The 14,751-nt window shown below is 60.5% G+C and carries 19 protein-coding genes; 3 read left to right on the top strand and 16 right to left on the bottom strand.

The genetic code is table 11. The features are described 5' to 3' along the window. Positions 1–6 precede the first annotated feature (6 nt). Genes DNK49_RS13665 through rpoE form a run of 4 tightly spaced genes read right to left on the bottom strand, consistent with a single transcriptional unit; the run spans position 7 to position 2,584 of the window. Positions 7–471: a SoxR reducing system RseC family protein gene (locus DNK49_RS13665; RefSeq protein ID WP_110525451.1), complete on the bottom strand. Its 465-nt coding sequence runs from the start codon at positions 469–471 to the stop codon at positions 7–9. Next, on the bottom strand, positions 468–1,439 hold the full coding sequence (locus tag DNK49_RS13660) for a MucB/RseB C-terminal domain-containing protein (RefSeq protein ID WP_110525449.1): 972 nt from the start codon (positions 1,437–1,439) through the stop codon (positions 468–470). Before DNK49_RS13660 ends, DNK49_RS13665 begins: the two co-directional genes overlap by 4 nt. After that, on the bottom strand, positions 1,436–1,975 hold the full coding sequence (locus DNK49_RS13655; RefSeq protein ID WP_110525444.1) for a sigma-E factor negative regulatory protein: 540 nt from the start codon (positions 1,973–1,975) through the stop codon (positions 1,436–1,438). Before DNK49_RS13655 ends, DNK49_RS13660 begins: the two co-directional genes overlap by 4 nt. A gap of 9 nt (positions 1,976–1,984) precedes the next feature. Continuing rightward, entirely contained in the window at positions 1,985–2,584 is a 600-nt protein-coding gene (rpoE, locus tag DNK49_RS13650) for an RNA polymerase sigma factor RpoE (protein ID WP_110525441.1), read from the bottom strand. Between the two features lie 216 nt (positions 2,585–2,800). Here rpoE and nadB point away from each other — a divergent pair, with 216 nt between their 5' ends. Beyond that, the gene (gene nadB / locus DNK49_RS13645; protein ID WP_110525630.1) at positions 2,801–4,405 is read left to right on the top strand and encodes an L-aspartate oxidase; all 1,605 of its coding nucleotides are present in this window, start codon (positions 2,801–2,803) and stop codon (positions 4,403–4,405) included. Here nadB and DNK49_RS13640 read toward each other — a convergent pair. From DNK49_RS13640 to DNK49_RS13600, 9 genes are all read right to left on the bottom strand, one after another. Beyond that, positions 4,380–4,823, bottom strand: coding sequence for a protein YgfX (locus DNK49_RS13640; protein ID WP_110525438.1), 444 nt, complete (start codon positions 4,821–4,823; stop codon positions 4,380–4,382). The genes nadB and DNK49_RS13640 overlap by 26 nt on opposite strands. Before the next feature lie 16 nt (positions 4,824–4,839). Next, on the bottom strand, positions 4,840–6,075 hold the full coding sequence (gene fabF / locus DNK49_RS13635; protein WP_110525435.1) for a beta-ketoacyl-ACP synthase II: 1,236 nt from the start codon (positions 6,073–6,075) through the stop codon (positions 4,840–4,842). Between the two features lie 87 nt (positions 6,076–6,162). Next, positions 6,163–6,402 (bottom strand): acyl carrier protein, encoded by a 240-nt coding sequence (gene acpP, locus DNK49_RS13630; protein WP_011765359.1) that lies wholly within the window; start codon positions 6,400–6,402, stop codon positions 6,163–6,165. Between the two features lie 91 nt (positions 6,403–6,493). Then, the gene (gene fabG / locus DNK49_RS13625) at positions 6,494–7,243 is read right to left on the bottom strand and encodes a 3-oxoacyl-ACP reductase FabG (RefSeq protein ID WP_110525433.1); all 750 of its coding nucleotides are present in this window, start codon (positions 7,241–7,243) and stop codon (positions 6,494–6,496) included. Next, the gene (gene fabD / locus DNK49_RS13620) at positions 7,243–8,175 is read right to left on the bottom strand and encodes an ACP S-malonyltransferase (protein ID WP_110525431.1); all 933 of its coding nucleotides are present in this window, start codon (positions 8,173–8,175) and stop codon (positions 7,243–7,245) included. The genes fabG and fabD overlap by 1 nt, the downstream gene beginning before the upstream one ends. A gap of 25 nt (positions 8,176–8,200) precedes the next feature. After that, positions 8,201–9,166: a beta-ketoacyl-ACP synthase III gene (locus DNK49_RS13615; RefSeq protein WP_110525429.1), complete on the bottom strand. Its 966-nt coding sequence runs from the start codon at positions 9,164–9,166 to the stop codon at positions 8,201–8,203. Beyond that, positions 9,163–10,179, bottom strand: coding sequence for a phosphate acyltransferase PlsX (gene plsX / locus DNK49_RS13610; protein ID WP_110525427.1), 1,017 nt, complete (start codon positions 10,177–10,179; stop codon positions 9,163–9,165). Before plsX ends, DNK49_RS13615 begins: the two co-directional genes overlap by 4 nt. A 90-nt stretch (positions 10,180–10,269) precedes the next feature. Next, positions 10,270–10,449 (bottom strand): 50S ribosomal protein L32, encoded by a 180-nt coding sequence (gene rpmF, locus DNK49_RS13605; protein ID WP_110525425.1) that lies wholly within the window; start codon positions 10,447–10,449, stop codon positions 10,270–10,272. A 25-nt stretch (positions 10,450–10,474) separates the two neighbouring features. After that, entirely contained in the window at positions 10,475–10,990 is a 516-nt protein-coding gene (locus DNK49_RS13600; RefSeq protein ID WP_110525424.1) for a YceD family protein, read from the bottom strand. Positions 10,991–11,122: 132 nt separating this feature from the next. Between DNK49_RS13600 and DNK49_RS13595 the strand changes: the two genes are divergently transcribed. Continuing rightward, entirely contained in the window at positions 11,123–11,701 is a 579-nt protein-coding gene (locus tag DNK49_RS13595) for a Maf family protein (protein ID WP_110525423.1), read from the top strand. Continuing rightward, on the top strand, positions 11,698–12,432 hold the full coding sequence (locus DNK49_RS13590; protein ID WP_110525422.1) for an SAM-dependent methyltransferase: 735 nt from the start codon (positions 11,698–11,700) through the stop codon (positions 12,430–12,432). The genes DNK49_RS13595 and DNK49_RS13590 overlap by 4 nt, the downstream gene beginning before the upstream one ends. Here the strand turns inward: DNK49_RS13590 and DNK49_RS13585 are convergent. From DNK49_RS13585 to DNK49_RS13575, 3 genes are read right to left on the bottom strand one after another with little or no spacing between them, the layout of a single operon-like run. Continuing rightward, positions 12,412–12,777 (bottom strand): Rieske (2Fe-2S) protein, encoded by a 366-nt coding sequence (locus tag DNK49_RS13585; RefSeq protein WP_110525421.1) that lies wholly within the window; start codon positions 12,775–12,777, stop codon positions 12,412–12,414. The two genes, DNK49_RS13590 and DNK49_RS13585, sit on opposite strands and share 21 nt — an antisense overlap. Then, positions 12,756–13,412, bottom strand: a complete 657-nt coding sequence (locus tag DNK49_RS13580) for an HAD-IA family hydrolase (RefSeq protein WP_110525420.1) — start codon at positions 13,410–13,412, stop codon at positions 12,756–12,758. Before DNK49_RS13580 ends, DNK49_RS13585 begins: the two co-directional genes overlap by 22 nt. Beyond that, the gene (locus tag DNK49_RS13575) at positions 13,405–14,361 is read right to left on the bottom strand and encodes an RluA family pseudouridine synthase (RefSeq protein WP_110525627.1); all 957 of its coding nucleotides are present in this window, start codon (positions 14,359–14,361) and stop codon (positions 13,405–13,407) included. Before DNK49_RS13575 ends, DNK49_RS13580 begins: the two co-directional genes overlap by 8 nt. Between the last annotated feature and the right edge of the window lie 390 nt (positions 14,362–14,751).

Below are 14,751 nucleotides of genomic sequence, written 5' to 3'. Positions count from 1 at the left end.
CCACACTCAACTCCGCGTACTCAAACACTCACCGGTTTCACGTGCCATCGAAACCGTCAGCATTCCGCGCCAACGACGGCTACGAGCAAGCGTTCGGTTCAGCACATAAGCCAGCAACAAACCGCCGGCTGCGCCCACTGCAGCATGGACGTCAGCATTGCCGGTGCCCGCAAGTTGATTTCCAAGCGCGGCACCCAAAAGCATCAGCACAACACCCAGCCCGTAACTCATCATGGCAGCGCGCAGGGGCGCATGTTCCGGTATGCATAGACGCACCCGGTCACCCTGCTGCACCCCAAGCGTATCCTGGACAGCAAAAACGCTGTCGCTCGGACCAAATGCCTCGGTAATTCGCATCGACCGACATCCGCCGGGTTCGTCGCAACGGCCACATCCCCCTTGACGCTCGGTGACCCTGACCCAGGCACGATCACGCTCGACCCGGACGACTTCTGCCGGCGCTTCGATCATCGTGGCGCAGCCTCGATACCTTCAGCCAGACGCTGAACGGCACGCGATGGTACTTCTCCCAAGGCGGTGACAAGATGCCCGTCGACCACACGCTTGAACACATTGATCGCGCCCGTCGTCGAAGCACCCGCTGCCGGCAACTGCGCAGCCTCGTCGAGCGGCTCGACAAAGACGGACACCGCGGCCAATCCATCGCCAAAGACCATATGAACGGCTTCACCACGCCCAGACCCAAGCGGCCGACGCACCACCGAGATCAGGTCGAAGCCTGGCAAGGTGTTCTGCAGATGCCAACCCGCATCTCCCTTGTTCATCTCGCTGCCACGGACATTCACTACGCGCCAGTCGTCTCCCTGACGAAAGCGGGGACGAAGCAATTCGCGATCAACATCGCCACCGATACGGAGGTCACTGAAGGCAAACTGTTCGACCATCTCGCCTCCCGAGTCCACCATTCGGGACTTGAGCAGCAAACCCGTCTGCAATTCGGCCCACAGGATGTGTCCGTAGCGAAGGTCATCGCGCGGCTCAAGGACAATGGACTGCGCCTCGAATCCAGCAACACGGGCAATTTCGGCCTTGCGGATACGATAGTTTTCGGCGAGACGGGTATAGGATGCAGGCAGCCTGGCCGGGAATGCACGACGACCGCCCGGCTGATCAATGATGACGGTGCGCTGATCCGGTAGTACGCAACGCACCTCGGTGCTGCTGCGAATGACCTCACGCGGACTGCCATCAAGCACCTCCAGCCGTTCGAACTCCCCCTCACCGTCAGCACGATGCGCGATGCGCGAAGTCTCGATATGCTTGCCCGACTGATAGGTAAAAGTACCGACGTAGTTCAGGCGCTGGCTTGCGGTTGAAATCCGCCCCAGCCAGGACAAAGGGTCGGTCGGTGAGTCCGCACTGGCAACCGGATGCAACAACAAGGCGCACAGACCCACTGCAAACGGCCAGAATCTCATCGAGCGACGTCCTGCGCAGCGGCTGAAACGGTGCGGACGTATTGCACGCCAGCGGGCAAGGGACCACCGCCCGTCATCGCCTGATGCACGAACACATACTCACGATGAGGATCATTCACCTCGGCCGAAACCGGGACGACCTGCGCCGGCAAGACAGCGCGCTGAACGGCGATCACATTGCCCGGCACCGGATCGTTCGGGGACGAGGAATACATCGTGGCCGCAACCAGACCGACTGCAGCCACACCCATGACCGACGCGGCAATAGGCATCAGGGACTGCCACAGCGACTGACGCTCCGTTGCGCGGGCAGCGGCTGCCCGAGGCGCCAGCACGGTGGGCTCGGCATCCAGTCTGGCCATGATACGGTCGGTCAGATCGGCCCCTTGTGCATCCCCACGCAGGGTGTCGCCAATCAGCCAATAAACATCGCAGTGCTTGCGCAATGATTCATCCCGACCAATGTGGTCAGCCATGCGGTTCGCAGCGACATCATCCAGATCACCATCGATCCATGCCGAGAGTTTGTCTTTCATTGCATCCACCTACCAACGTTTATCCGGAGCCGTGTCCAGCAACGGCCGCAGTCGTTCAGCAATCGCCTCACGAGCACGGAAAATCCTGGACCGGACGGTACCGATCGGACAATCCATGATGTTGGCGATCTCTTCGTAACTCAAACCTTCCAGCTCGCGCAGCATGATCGCTGTGCGCAATTCCTCCGGCAGTGCCGCCATTGCCTCGTCGACGGTCTGGCCGATCTGACGCGTCATCATCAGCCGCTCGGGCGTATTGATGTCGCGCAGTTGATCCCCATCCTCGAAAGTCTCGGCTTCTTCCGAATCGAAACTCGTCGAAGTCGGCGCCCGCCGGCCCATCGATACCAGGTAGTTCTTTGCGGTATTGATACCGATCCGATACAGCCAGGTATAGAACGCACTGTCGCCCCGGAACGAACCCAAGGCACGGTAAGCCTTGATGAAGGTTTCCTGCGCAACATCCTCGACTTCGGCCGGATCACGAATCAGGCGCGACAACAGTCGGTGCAGCTTGCGCTGGTACTTGGATACCAGCAAGCTGAACGCCTGCTTGTCGCCACGCTGTACGCGCTCGACCAACTGCTGATCGATTTCACGATCGCTCATTTGGGGGTCAGTTCTTCTATGGAATGACAAAACCGCCCAAGTATAAGCGACCGCGGGCACCCGCAGCAAAACGCTTCATCTGGCTTAGAGACAAAGCGCCCGAAAATTAGTTCATGTAGCGAAAGGGATATTGGCGGGGCGCCTGCAGCCAAGGCGGATAAAGGCTTCCACCCCGTGATATATTTCAGCGCTTCAACCCAGCGTGTGACGGTTATCTTGCACAAACAGTACGACGTCCTGATTCTCGGCAGCGGCACTGCCGGCCAGTCTCTCGCACTCCGACTCGCGGATCGACAGCGAGTTGCCATCGTGACCAAGCGCAGCCTTGCAGACAGTGCCAGCGCCTGGGCTCAAGGGGGCATTGCGGCCGTTCTGGACAACACCGACAGCATCGAAGCACACATACAGGACACGTTCACTGCGGGTGCCGGCCTGTGCGATGCGCAGGCGACCCGGTTCGTTGTCGAACACGGACGCGAGGCCATCGAATGGCTGATCAACCGTGGCGTACCCTTCACCCGCGAAGATGAGTCGGCACTGGGCTACCACCTGACACGCGAAGGCGGGCATTCCCATCGGCGCATCATCCACGCTGCAGATGCCACCGGCGCGGCAGTGCAGGCAACCTTGAGCGAAGAAGTCCTGGCGCATCCGAACATCGACATCTTCGAGCACCACATCGGGGTGGATCTGATTCTGGGTGACAAGATCGGACAACCCGGCAGGGGCTGCCTTGGCGCCTACGTGCTGGACATCCGCGGAGATCAGGTACTGACCTTTGGCGCCCACAACACCGTCATCGCAGCTGGCGGCACCGGAAAGGTCTATCTCTACACCACCAACCCGGATGTTGCGACCGGCGATGGCGTGGCAATGGCCTGGCGAGCAGGATGCCGGGTGCGCAACATGGAATTCATCCAGTTCCACCCCACCTGCCTCTACCACCCTCAGGCAAAATCCTTCCTGATCTCCGAGGCGGTTCGCGGCGAAGGTGGCCTGCTGCGACTGCCGGACGGCACCCGCTTCATGCCCGAACACGACCCACGCGAAGAGCTCGCCCCGCGCGATATCGTCGCCCGGGCCATCGACTTCGAAATGAAAAAACGCGGGATTGATTGCGTCTATCTGGACATCAGTCACAAACCTGCCGACTGGCTGCGCGGTCACTTCCCCAATATTCACGCACGCTGCCTCGAGCTGGGTATCGACATCACCCGCGAGCCGATTCCGGTCGTCCCTGCCGCGCATTACTCCTGCGGCGGCATTGTCACCGACCTGTCGGCACGTACCGATGTCCCTGGTCTGTATGCCGTGGGGGAGTCCGCCGGCACCGGACTGCATGGCGCCAACCGCCTGGCCAGCAACTCGTTGCTCGAGTGCCTGGTGTTTGGCGAATCCGCCGCGCGAGACATCCTTGCCAAACCGCAGCAAACCATGCCCGAACTACCCGCCTGGGACGAAAGCCGGGTAACCGATGCCGACGAGGAGGTCGTCATCTCGCACAACTGGGCGGAACTGCGTCGGGCAATGTGGGACTACGTGGGCATTGTACGCACGACCAAGCGCCTGCAACGTGCCCAGCACCGGATTCGTCTGCTGGCAAGCGAGATCAATGAGTTCTACTCGAACTTCCGTGTATCCAACGATCTGATCGAACTGCGCAATCTGGTCGTCACTGCAGACCTGATCGTGCGCTGCGCCCTCAAGCGCAAGGAAAGCCGTGGCCTGCATCACTCCCGCGACTATCCAGACACCTTGCCCAAGGCACGTGACACGGTATTGCGTCCGCCGCCCATCAAGGCGAAACAGCCGCAAGCCTGACCGCCCGGTGGCGCAGCCAAATCCTCAGGCGGCGCCACTGCGCGGCATTCATATTGCCGGCCACCAGCATCAAGCGCAACGTCCCCAGACGCGGTCTGGCATCCGTGCCCCTCAACGTGACGAACAACACGTGGGGCAGAATGACCGCGTCGTCGCTCACTCGCACCAGCTGAAACGACTCTCCATCACCCAGCGCAGCCCCACCGTCTGCATAGATCGTCAGCACCCTGCCCCGCATCTCCCACTGCTGCCGCAAGGCCAAGAACAGGGACACCCCCACCACTAGGCCGCCAAGCACCACAAACAGGGTACCGGGCACAAAAAAGAAAAGCGTCAGCCCAGCCCCACAATGAAGGGCCAGCACTGACGCCAGGACGCTAAACGAGGGCTTGAGTCGAATCGCCTCGAAGGCGCTCACACCCGCCCCGCGTGAATCAGATCTTGCGGAACACCAAGGTGCCGTTGGTGCCGCCAAAACCGAAGTTGTTCTTCATCGCAACATCGATCTTCATCGGACGGGCAACATTCGCGCAGTAATCCAGATCGCAGTCTGGATCCTGATCAAAGATGTTGATTGTCGGCGGCGAGATCTGATTATGAACCGCCAGTACCGTAAACACCGACTCAAGACCACCAGCGCCACCCAGCAGGTGACCTGTCATCGACTTGGTGGAGTTGACCACGAGCTTCTTGGCGGCATCGACACCGAAAGCAAGCTTGATTGCATCGGTCTCGTTCTTGTCACCCAGCGGTGTGGACGTACCGTGAGCGTTCAGATAGTGCACTTCGTCGACATTGACGCCCGCATTCTTCATGGCGTTGACCATGCTGCGGCGCGGCCCGTCGGTATCGGGCGCGGTCATGTGATAGGCGTCACCACTCATGCCAAACCCCGCGAGTTCGGCATAGATGCGGGCGCCGCGCTTGACGGCGTGCTCGTACTCTTCGAGCACCAGCACGCCTGCCCCCTCGCCGAGCACGAAACCGTCGCGCTCCTTGTCCCAAGGACGGCTTGCAGTCGCCGGATCATCATTCCGGGTGGACAAGGCCTTTGCCGAAGCGAAACCACCAATGGCCAGATGCGTCACCGTGGATTCGGCGCCACCGCAGACCATCACGTCTGCGTCACCGTACTCGATCATGCGCGCACTCATGCCGATCGCATGAAGTCCGGTGGTGCATGCAGTAACGACGGCAACATTGGGGCCCTTCATGCCGAACATGATCGACAGGTTGCCCGAGATCATGTTGATGATGGTGCCGGGAATGAAAAACGGCGAAATCTTGCGCGGACCGCCGCCAAGATAGTCGTTGTGGGTATCTTCGATCATCGGCAGACCGCCGATGCCGGACCCGATATTGACACCAATGCGCTCTGCATTGGCATCATTGACCTCGATTCCCGAATCACGGATCGCCTGAATGCCGGCCGCCATGCCGTAATGGATGAAGACATCCATTCGGCGCGCTTCCTTGGGCGACAGATAAGTCGAAACGTCGAAATTCTTCACCTCGCCAGCAATGCGCGCAGCGAATGCGCTGGCATCGAAACGGGTGATCGGGGCGATGCCGCTCTTACCGGCAATCAGGTTTTCCCAGGCTTCGGGAACAGTATTGCCGACCGGCGAGACGAGTCCCAGACCGGTGACGACGACTCTACGACGCGACACGGGCATCTCCGTAAGGAATCAAGGCGGAGGAATGAGGATCACGCCGGACAGTGCTGACGCACAGCCCGGCGGAAAACAGTGAAACGATTACTTCTTGAGGTGAGCGTTGACGTAGTCAATCGCTTGCTGGACGGTGGTGATCTTCTCGGCCTCTTCGTCCGGAATCTCGCACTCGAACTCTTCTTCCAGCGCCATGACCAGTTCCACGGTGTCCAGCGAATCCGCGCCCAGATCATCCACGAACGAAGACTCGTTCTTGATCTCCGATTCGTTTACGCCAAGTTGCTCAGCAACGATCTTTTTGACGCGCTGTTCGATGTTCTCCATGAACAAACTCCTTCCCTGAAAGTGCAGGTGTGTAAGAAAAAAACCGACGTATTCTACCAAAAAGGAACGCTTCCGCTATCGCGGCAAGCGATCACGACATATACATGCCACCGTTGACATGCAATGTTGTCCCAGTCACATAGGCCGCAGCCGGCGATGCCAGGAAGGCGACTGCCGCAGCAATCTCTTCCGGACGCCCCAGGCGACCCAATGCAATGTTGCCCAGCAGTGCATCACGTGCCGCATCAGGCAGCGCACGCGTCATGTCGGTATCGATGAATCCGGGCGCAACACAATTGACCGTGATATTGCGGCTTCCCAACTCACGCGCCAGCGCACGACTCATGCCGGCCACGCCTGCCTTGGCTGCAGCATAGTTGGCCTGCCCCGGGTTGCCTGCACTCCCCACCACCGAAGTGATGTTGATGATGCGACCGCCGCGTGCTTTCATCATGCCGCGCATGACCAGCTTGGACATGCGGAAGACCGCCTTGAGATTGGTGTCGATCACCGCATCCCACTCTTCGTCCTTCATCCGCATGGCGAGGTTGTCACGGGTAATCCCGGCGTTATTCACCAGAATACCCACAGCACCAAAGCGCTTCTCGATATCACCAATCATGGCTTCGCAAGCAGCCGAATCGGTCACATCCAGCGCCAGCCCGGCACCCTTGTAGCCCGCTTCGACCAGCGCCTGCTCGATTTCGGCAGCGCCGCCCGACGAGGTCGCCGTGCCAACCACGGTCGCCCCCAGGGCACCCAACTGCATTGCCACCGCACGTCCAATGCCGCGCGATGCTCCGGTCACAAGCGCAACCTGACCTTCAAGCGAAAAACTCATCACGACCTCACTGCTGCAAGCATCTGTTCCAGACTGGCGGCATCGTGAATCGATCCGCCCTCAACTTCCTTGGCAATGCGCTTGGTCATGCCGGCAAGCACTTTGCCCGGACCACATTCGATGACCGGCGTCAAACCACGCTGCGCCATTGCCTGAATGGATTCGATCCAGCGCACTGGCGAGAATGCCTGACGAACCAGTGCATCCCGAATCGCTGCGGGCTCGCTGCAGATCGCGACGTCAACATTATTCAGCACATCGATCGTCGGCGTGCGGACATCAACCGCTGCCAGACGCTCGGCAAGCCGGTCTGCAGCCGGCTTCATCAGCGCGCAGTGAAAGGGCGCCGAGACCGGCAGCAGCATTGCGCGTTTGGCCCCCCGCGCCTTGGCCGCCTCGATTGCGCGCTCAACTGCCGCCTTCGCCCCAGCGATGACGATCTGACCCGGAGCATTCAGGTTGGCGGCCTCGACCACCTCACCCTGGGCAGCTTCCTGACAGGCTTCACGAACGGCCTCGACCTCCAGCCCAAGCAAGGCGGCCATCGCCCCCTCGCCAGCCGGCACCGCTTCCTGCATGGCTTGGGCACGGAAGCGCACCAAAGGCACCGCGTCAGCAAACGACAAAGCCTCCGCCGCAACCAGCGCAGCATACTCACCCAGGCTGTGTCCGGCGACCAGTGCCGGACGAGCGCCACCCGCCGCCAGCCAGGCGCGATAAGCCGCGACACCCGCAGTCAGCATCAAGGGCTGGGTATTGACGGTCAGCGCAAGACGCTCTGCAGGCCCCTCGCAGACCATGGCCCACAAATCCTCACCCAGGGCATCGGAGGCCTCGGCAAATGTTTCGCGAATGATCGCCAGATCACCATAAGGCGCCATCATGCCAACCGACTGCGACCCCTGACCAGGGAAAACCAGTGCAAATGACATCAATCTCTCCGTATCGAGAAAGAAATCAGAAATCGACCAGGGCTGCGCCCCAAGTGAAGCCACCACCAACCCCTTCCAGCACAATGCGATGCCCCGGACGGATGCGACCGTCGCGCACCGCGAGATCCAGTGCCAGCGGAATTGAAGCAGCTGAAGTGTTGCCGTGGCGCTCGACCGTCGTGATGACTTTCTCCATCGGCACGCCAAGGCGCTTGGCTGTTGCCTGGATGATGCGGATATTGGCTTGGTGAGGAATCAACCAGTCGATGCTATCAACCGGGCAGTCCGCCAGTTCGAGCACTTCGTGTGCAACGTCACCCAGCACCTTGACCGCAAACTTGAATACCGCCTGTCCATCCATGCGCAGAAAGGGGTCGCCAATGACCTGACCTGAGGCGACACCACCGGGCACACAGAGGATAGGATGATGACTGCCATCCGCATGCAGCGCAGTCGCACGCACACCCGGTTGCTCCGAAGCCTCGAGCACCACCGCGCCGGCGCCGTCACCAAACAGCACACACGTACTGCGATCGGACCAGTCGAGAATGCGGGAGAACACCTCGGCACCAACCACCAAGGCGCGCTTGTGACTGCCAGAGCGAATGAACTTCTCGGCAATGCTGAGGGCGTAGACGAAGCCACTGCAGACCGCCTGCACATCGAACGCCGCCCCTCCGTTACGGATCCCCAGGCGGGATTGAAGCAAAGCGGCCGTGCTTGGAAAGATATAATCAGGGGTCGAGGTAGCGACGATGATCAGGTCGATATCCTCGGCCTCGCAACCGGCCGCCTCGATCGCGCGTTCGGCAGCCTTGCAGGCCAGGTCGCTGGAGCCGGTTTCTGCCGTCGCGAGATGGCGACTGGAGATACCTGTACGACTGGTCACCCACTCATCAGAAGTATCGATGCCGCGCCGGACGAGGTCCTCGTTACTGACAGGCTCCCCCGGCAGATAGCTGCCGGTACCGGTGATTCTTGCGTGAATCATGCTGCAACCTCGCTCATGCTCGCCATCTTCAGGCTGATGCGTTCGATCAGTTGATTACCCGCGGCATCGGCCGCGCGCCCGATCGCCTGCTCAAAGGCAAACGGATCAGCAGACCCGTGGCTCTTCACCACGACGCCGCGCAAACCCAGCAATACCGCACCGTTATACCTGCGATGATCGACCCTGTGCTTGAACCGCTTCAGCGCCGGCATCGCGATCAGGGCCATGATCCGGGTGAACAGATTCCGCCCGAACTCTTCGCGCAGGAATGTCGATAACATCTGCGCCAGCCCTTCGGACGTCTTCAACGCGACGTTACCGACGAAGCCATCACACACCACGACGTCGGCCGCCCCCTTGTAGATGTCGTCGCCTTCGACATTGCCGCAGAAATTCAGACCGCTGTTGCGCAGCAACTCACCGGCCTGCTTGACGACCTCGTTACCCTTGATCGCCTCTTCGCCGATATTGAGCAAGCCAACTCGCGGACGCTCATCATGATCAACTGCCGCAGCCAGCATCGCGCCCATGATACCGAACTGCAGCAGGTGCTCTGCACTGCAATCGACGTTTGCCCCCAGATCGAGCACGTAACTGTGCCCTTTCTGTGTCGGCAAGATCGAACAGATTGCAGGACGGTCGATGCCAGGAAGTGTTTTAAGGACAAAGCGGGAGATGGCCATCAAGGCGCCGGTATTTCCAGCGGACACGGCGGCTTGTGCTTCGCCCGATTTAACCAGATCGGCGACGATCCGCATCGAAGAATCCTTCTTCGAGCGCATCGCATTGGCCGGCGGTTCGTCCATACCCACCACCTCGCTCGCATGTCGAACGCGCAAACGCGACCCAAACGCGGCCAGTGCTTCGCCAAGCAGCGGCAGGATGGACTCTTCGCGCCCAACCAGGATCACGTTTACGGTGGAATGACTGCGCAGAAAGGTCAGCGCAGCAGGCACGGTCACGACCGGGCCGTGATCGCCACCCATGCAGTCGATTGCAACGGTGACACCCATCGGCTTCTCGCGTGAATCAATTCAGAGGGAAAAAAAAGCGGCGCAGGCGCATCGCGCGCTGCGCCGCCTCCTGTATGTCAGGACGCGGACTTACTCGCCCTTGACCTTCAGCACCTTCTTGCCACGGTAGAAACCGTTGGGGCTGATATGGTGACGCAGGTGAACTTCACCCGTGGTTGCCTCGACGGCCAGCGCCGGCGCGGTCAGAAAATCGTGGGCACGGTGCATGCCACGCTTGGAGGGGGACTTCTTGTTCTGCTGAACGGCCATGAAAAACTCCTAAACGAAACGTTACCTAAGCGGCGCTGCCGTTACCACGCAAACCGGCAAGCACGGCAAAAGGTGATTCCTTGCTTGCCGCACCCTCTGGGCGCAGCGTGCCACATTCATCGTGACGGGGCGCAATCGGCAGGGCAAGAATGATCTCATCCTCGATCAACGCATGCACATCGAGCTCTCCATCGACCTCGAACGCATCGACCTCGTCGTCCTCCAACTCGTCTTCCGGCAGTGCCTGCCCCGGACGAATCGGCTGCAATCTGGTGCGAACCGCCAAATCCCAATCAAGCCCAGTCAGACAACGCTGGCATCGCAGCACCAGCTTGCCTGCCAGCTGCAACTCGATGATCGCCCCACGCTCAGGATCCTGAAATCCCTGAACCTGGCAGACGACCACGCCGTCGCTACTGACCAACTGATCAGCCAGACGCTCGAAGGCCGCAAGCGGCACCTCGAAATTCATGCTGCGCTGCCCCGCCGCGAAGCGGAAGACATCAGCAATGTTGTCTGGTGTTTTGCCTTGATTGGACATAAGCCGTGCATGATATTATTTTTTGATTAAAGATGTCAAAGCCCTTGTGCAGAAGATTCGCATCAGAAGGCGCTCTCCGCCACCTGAGCCGCTGTACACACACCGGCGCCAACCAGCCCACCGTCCGCACTGATGAACACACTGATCCTTGCCTCAACCTCCGCCTACCGCAAACAACTACTCGAGCGGTTCGGCCTGCCCTTTGAAGTTGCGCGCCCGGAAACGGACGAGACCCCGCTGCCAGACGAAACACCTGATGCGCTTGCCATCAGGCTGGCTATTGCCAAAGCCAGAGCGATTGCCGACCACAAACCAAACGCACTGGTCATCGGCAGCGACCAGGTCGCCTGCATCGGCAATGAAATCTTCGGCAAACCCGGCACGATCGAGCGCGCCCATGCACAACTGCGCCGCATGAGCGGCCAGGATGTCATCTTTCACACCGCGGTTGCAGTGATCAACAGCGACACGGGCAAAGTGCAATCCACCCTCGTCCCAACACATGTTCGATTCCGCACCCTGACTACCGACGAGATCGAGCGCTATGTCGCTGCCGAGCTACCACTTGACTGTGCAGGCAGCGCCAAGTCCGAAGGTCTCGGCATCACCCTGCTCGACGCCTTGTCCGGGGACGACCCGACCGCGCTGATCGGACTCCCGCTGATCGCGCTGTCACGCATGCTGCGCAACGAAGGCATCGCCCTGCCATGAGCAGCACAGCACTCAACGCAAAGGGCACGCTGCATCTCGTTCCTGTAAGCCTGGGCGAAACGCCGTGGCAGCGCTTCATGCCTGCAGACGTTCAGCAACAGGTAACCCAACTGGCGCATTTCGTGGTCGAAAACGCGCGCGCCGCAAGAGCACACCTGAAACAGCTCGACTTCCCCGGTGTATTGCGCGATACCGACATCCAGGAACTACCCGCAGACGCCGGCACCGAAGCGCTCGACGCCCTGCTCGCCCCCGCACTTCGTGGCGAAGACATCGGTCTGATGTCCGATGCCGGTTGCCCGGCGGTTGCCGACCCGGGCGCACGCCTCGTTGCCCGCGCCCACGCACTGGGCATCCGGGTCGCCCCCATGGTCGGCCCATCGTCCATCCTGCTGGGACTGATGGGCTCCGGCCTGAATGGGCAGAGCTTTGCCTTCCATGGCTACCTGCCTGTAGCCGAAACGCAGCGCGACGAGCAAATCCGCCTGCTGGAACAGGAATCCCGCCGGCTTGGGCGAACTCAGATCTTCATCGAGACCCCGTACCGCAACGACCGCATGCTTGAAGCCTTGCTACGACTATGCGCACCCGGCACCCGGCTATGCATCGCAGCCGACCTGACCACTCCTTCCGAGACGCTGATCACGCGCAGCATTGGCGACTGGCGCCGCAATCCGCCCAGCCCGATCGGAAAACGCCCCGCGCTATTCCTATTGCTCGGCGAGCACTGAGCCCGCCTCCAGAAACACCAGGCCATCGCGCTCGATCACCGCAAGGCTGATCAACGATGCGCCTCGACAGGGGCCCATCGTGCATCGGCCATTGCGCGGATCGTAATGCGCACCATGCACCGCACAGATCAGCTGATGACGGGTCAGATCGAAGAATTTTCCCGGCATCCAGTCAAGCTCGACCGGTACATGCGCACAACGGTTCAAGTACGCATATACCTGACCGCCGTAACGAACCGCGAATGCCGGCTCGGGGCGTCCATGGTGGAGTACGCGAAAGCGCACCCCATCACCCCCGTCAAGCAGATCACCAGCCGGACAGATCAGAGATTCGCCCGCAACCATCTATCCAGCTCTTCAGGTGTCGCAACACAGGCCAAGGGTTGTTCCGCACGCAAGGCTGCCGCCGGGTGGGCGCCAAAACTGACCGCCAATCCCGCCACGCCTGCATTACGCGCCATCTGCAGATCATGCGTGGTATCACCGATCATCAGCGTGCGTTCGGGAGTCACGCCCAGCTCATCCATCAGTTGCTCGAGCATTGCCGGGTGCGGCTTGGAAAAGCACTCGTCGGCACAGCGGGTCGCATGAAAATACGCCCCCAGCCCCGAGTGAGCCAGAGCGCGATTCAAGCCCACACGACTCTTTCCCGTTGCCACGCCAAGCAGACACCCCTGCTTGGACAACCAGGCAATGGACTCCGCCACCCCTGGAAACAAGGAGAGTTCGTGATCGGACGAGAGGTAATGATGTCGGTAGCGCTCGACCATGCGCGGATAGGCCTCGACTTCAAGCTCGGGCACCGCATGCCTCAGTGCATCGCCCAGCCCGAGCCCAATCACGTAACGAGCCCGCTCCTCGGTTGGTACGGGCAGACCCAGATCGACACAGGCTGCCATGATCGAGCGGACGATTGCGCCCGCCGAATCCAATACCGTCCCGTCCCAGTCAAACACCACCAGATCGAAACGCTCAGCCATGGCGTCCGCTCTCCTCTGCATCCAGTTGATCAATGAAAGCCTGCAGTTCGGGTGGCAAAGGCGCCTCAAAAGACAAAGACTCCCCACTCAGCGGATGCGCAAAGCGCAGTTTTGCCGCATGCAGGAACATCCGCTTCAAGCCTTCAGCCTCCAGCGCCTTGTTCAGCGTGAAATCTCCGTACTTGTCATCGCCGCACAAGGGGAAACCCAGGTGCGCGAGATGCACGCGAATCTGATGGGTGCGTCCGGTCTTCAACTCCACCTCAAGCAAGCTGAAACGCTTCCAGCGTTTGATCAGTCGCACGATGCTATGTGCCGGCTTACCATCAGGGCTGACCCGCACACGGCGCTCACCCTCTGCAGTCAGGTACTTGTACAAGGGGGCCTTGACGTGCTGCTGCGCATTGATCCACTTGCCCGGCACCAGGGTCAGATAACGCTTCTCCATTGCACCGTCGCGCATCATGTCGTGCAGCACGGTCAGCGACGAACGCTTCTTGGCCACAATCAACAGACCGGAGGTCTCTCGATCGAGCCGATGCGCCAGCTCAAGCATGCGCAACTCCGGGCGCTGCACCCGCAACTGTTCGATCACGCCGTAACTGACGCCGCTACCGCCATGCACCGCCTTGCCTGAGGGCTTGTCGATGACCATCAAGGCATCATCTTCGAACACCACCGGCAGCGCCTTGCCTACCGGTGCCGGCGGCTGACTTGATTCCGACACCCGGATCGGCGGAATCCGCACTTCATCCCCCGCCACCAGGCGATAGGTCTGCTGCACCCGCCGACCATTGACCCGAACTTCGCCGCTGCGCAGGATGCGATAGATGTGGCTCTTTGGCACCCCTTTCGCGATCCGGATCAGGTAGTTGTCGATACGCTGCCCGGCCGCCGTCTCATCGATCCGTTCATGCCGGACTGCAATCGCTTTGCCTTCAATCATCATCCTGAAATATACTTCCGTGCGGTTGATTCCGGTTGCGGTCGGCATCCCCTCGCGCCACGAGGCGGTGGAGGATGGACGACGATGAGCCCGCACGAGCGCTCCCGGAAAACCGCAGCGTGCCACACGAAGCCCCAAAAAGGGCGCCGATGGTAACGCAAACGACAAACTTCGACACACCCATCCAGCCTCACGGTTGGATTTAGACGCGCAACACATACGCAGGATCAAAGGCTCCTGACTGCAAGACCAAGAACTCGCGCAGTCAGGATCAATAGACAATCGACCAGCCGTCCCATCAACGCCCAATACCAACCCCGGATGACGAAAGTAGCCACAACCAACTGCTCCTGATCCCGGAAAGCGCGATGGTGCGCGCCGTTCGTCCTGCCC

The sequence above is a fragment of the Parazoarcus communis SWub3 = DSM 12120 genome (assembly GCF_003226565.1).
Taxonomy (GTDB): Bacteria; Pseudomonadota; Gammaproteobacteria; order Burkholderiales; family Rhodocyclaceae; genus Parazoarcus; species Parazoarcus communis.
This window is presented reverse-complemented; position numbering and strand designations above follow the sequence as displayed.